This is a genomic window from Zoogloea sp. (assembly GCF_028693495.1).
Taxonomy (GTDB): domain Bacteria; phylum Pseudomonadota; class Gammaproteobacteria; order Burkholderiales; family Rhodocyclaceae; genus Zoogloea.
In genome coordinates, this window is sequence record NZ_JAQUVG010000172.1 from 1 (window position 1) to 3,249 (window position 3,249).

At 67.7% G+C, this 3,249-nt stretch carries 3 protein-coding genes; all 3 read left to right on the forward strand.

Features of this window, described 5'->3' with window-relative positions:
* A partial coding sequence (locus PHD22_RS16720) for an acyl-CoA dehydrogenase domain-containing protein (RefSeq protein ID WP_299869524.1) occupies positions 1-1,064 on the forward strand: 1,064 nt, incomplete at its 5' end.
* Between the two features lie 22 nt (positions 1,065-1,086).
* Positions 1,087-2,370 carry an acetyl-CoA C-acetyltransferase gene (locus PHD22_RS16725; RefSeq protein WP_299869529.1) on the forward strand — a complete coding sequence of 428 codons (1,284 nt, stop codon included), beginning with the start codon at positions 1,087-1,089 and terminating at the stop codon, positions 2,368-2,370.
* Positions 2,370-3,249 (forward strand): enoyl-CoA hydratase-related protein (locus PHD22_RS16730; RefSeq protein ID WP_299869527.1); only part of this gene is annotated, 880 nt, incomplete at its 3' end. The genes PHD22_RS16725 and PHD22_RS16730, both read left to right, overlap by 1 nt.

The window sequence follows — 3,249 nt, forward strand, 5'->3', positions numbered from 1 at the left end:
GGATCGGTGGCAAGGGTATCTGCCTGGGGCCGCAGAATTTCCTGGGGCGTGCCTACCAGCAGATTCCGGTGGGTATCACCGTGGAAGGGGCCAACATCCTCACCCGCAGTCTGATCCTCTTCGGGCAGGGAGCGATCCGCTGTCACCCCTACGTGCTCAAGGAAATGGACGCGGCCCGCCGCGGTGACCTGGATGCCTTCGACGTGGCCTTCTGGGGGCATGTGGGCTACACGCTGCAGAATGCGGCAGGGGCGGTGGTGATGGGTGTGACCGGATCGCGCTTCGTGCCGGTGCCGGCCAGTGTGGCGCCGGAAACTCGGCGCTATTACCAGCAGCTCACCCGTTTCTCTTCCGCCTTTGCCTTCCTGGCCGACCTTGCCATGGGTACCCTCGGCGGGGCCCTCAAGCGCAAGGAGAAACTGTCGGCCCGGCTGGGGGACATCCTTTCCCTGATGTACCTGGCCTCCGCCACCCTCAAGCGCTATGAGGCCGAGGGGCGCCAGTCTGCGGATGCGCCGCTGATGCACTGGGCCATCCGGGACTGCCTGTTCCGCATCCAGAGCGCCTTCGAGGGGGTGATCGCCAACTTTCCGAACCGCCTGTCCGCCATCTTGTTGTGGCGTCTCGTGGTCTTTCCGCTCGGGCGGCCGCACGTGATGCCGTCGGATCAGCTCGGTCACGAGGTGGCCCGCCTGTTGATCGAACCTTCCCCCAGCCGCGACCGCCTGACCTGCGATGTGTTCATCCCGACCGATCTGGAGGAGCCCGTGGCGGCCCTTGAGGCGGCGCTTGAGGCTGCCATCGCGGCAGAGCCCGTTGAAGCCAAGGTGCGCCAGGCCGTCAAGGGCAAGCGCTTCACTCCCGGGATCGTGGTGGGCGGCGGCGTGGATGCACTGTACGACCAGGCATTGGCTGAGGGCATCCTGACCCAGGACGAATACGCCGTGATCCAGCGTCGGGGAGAGCTCCGCGACCAGGTGATCCGGGTGGATGACTTTCCTTACGACTTCGGTCTCAAAGCGGCGCTGGCAGACGTGAGCGCGCCCTGCTGCAGGGCGGCCTGACCCCATCGTGACAACCATGACCATGACGCAGCCGATCTACATCATCGACGGGGCGAGGACCCCCTTCCTCAAGGCCCGCAATGGGCCGGGGCCCTTCAGCGCTGGGGATCTGGCCACGGCGTCCGGCAGCGCGCTGCTGGCCCGCCAGCGGTTTGCGCCGGAGCAGCTGGACGAGGTCATCCTGGGGTGCGCCAGTCCGTCGGCCGACGAGGTGAACATCGGCCGGGTGGTGGCCCTGCGCATGGGCTGCGGCATCCAGGTGCCAGGCTGGACGGTGATGCGCAATTGTGCCTCGGGCATGCAGGCGCTGGATTCCGCCATCGCCAACATCCTGTGCGGCCGCGCCGGGCTGGTGATGGCCGGCGGGGTGGATGCCCTGTCCCGGGCGCCCCTCTTTTACTCCGACCGGATGGTGCGCTGGTTCGCCGGCTGGATGCAGGCCCGTAGTCTGGGCCGCAAGCTGGACATGCTCCGGCAGTTCCGTCCAGGCTATCTGGCCCCGGTGATCGGCATCATGAAGGGCCTCACGGATCCCATCGTGGGCCAGTTGATGGGGCAGACCGCCGAGAACCTGGCCTGGCAATTCGGCATTGGTCGCGACGAGATGGATGCTTTTGCGGTGGAGAGCCATCGCCGGGTGGCCGCGGCCCACGATGCCGGCCACTTTGCCCGGGAGCTGGTGCCGCTGATCGAGCGGGATGGCACGCTGCATGGGGTAGACGACGGCGTGCGGCGGGATGCCTCGATCCAGGGGCTCGCCAGGCTCAAGCCCTTCTTCGACAAGAAATACGGGCGTGTCACGCCGGGCAACAGCTCCCAGATCACCGATGGCGCCGCCTGGCTGATCCTGGCGTCGGAAGCTGCCGTTGAACGCTATGGTCTGGCCCCCATCGGGCGTATTGTGGATCGCCAATGGGCCGGCCTTGAACCCGAGCTGATGGGTCTGGGCCCGGTGCATGCGGCCACACCGATCCTCCAGCGTCAGGGGCTGGCGCTGGAGGATATCGATCTCATCGAGATCAACGAAGCCTTTGCGGCCCAGGTGCTGGCCTGTCTGCGGGCCTGGGAGGATGACGAATACTGCCGGAGCCGGCTGGCCTTGCCCGTTGCGCTGGGGCGGGTGGATCCGGAACGCCTCAATGTGGATGGCGGTGCGGTGGCTTTGGGTCATCCGGTGGGCGCCAGCGGTGTGCGTATCGTGTTGCACGTGCTGGAGGCGCTGCACCGCACCGGTGGCCGACGCGGGCTGGCCAGCATCTGCATCGGTGGCGGTCTGGGTGGGGCGATGCTGGTGGAGGCGGTCTGATGAACCTGAATCACTGGAAGCTGGAGCGGGATGGGGACGACCTGGCCTGGGCCACGCTGGATGTGGCCGATGGGGCGATCAACACCCTGGGCATGGCGGTGCTCGCCGAGCTCGGTGAGCTCCTGGACGAGCTCGAGCGCAGGCCGCCCGCCGGGCTGGTGATCCGCTCCGGCAAGGACGCCGGTTTCATTGCCGGTGCCCGTATCGAGGAGTTCACCCGCATCGGCTCCCCAGAGGCCGCCCGGGTGCTGGTGGAGCGGGGCTGGAACACCTTCATGCGGCTGGCTTCGGTGACCTATCCGACGCTGGCCCTGATCCGCGGACACTGCATGGGGGGCGGACTGGAGCTGGCGCTGGCCTGCCGCTACCGCCTGACGGTGGATGAGCCGGGTACCCGCCTGTCCCTGCCCGAGGTGATGCTGGGCATCTACCCGGCCTGGGGGGGCATGCGCCGCCTGCCCGCCTTGATTGGTCCTGCCGCGGCCCTCGACCTGATGCTGACCGGCAAGGCGGTGGATGCCGTCCAGGCCAGGCGTCTGGGGCTGGCGGACGATTGCGTGCCGGCCCGGGTCATGGACAATGCCGCACGCATGGTGCTGCTGTCCGGCCAGCCCCCCCGGCGCCCGACGTTCCTGCAGCAGCTGATGAATGGCCCGCTGGCGGGCGTTGTGGCTGTTAAGGCACGCCGGCAGGTGGCCGCCAAGGCGAGCCCCGGGCAGTATCCAGCTCCTTTTGCCATCATCGACATCTGGGCTCGCCATGGTGGCAATGCGCTGGCGGTGCCTGCCGGGTCTGCTGCTTCCCTGGCCGCAATCTTCCGTTCGCCCACGGCTAGGAACCTGATCCGCGTGTTCTTCCTGCAGGAGCGCCTGAAGTCCT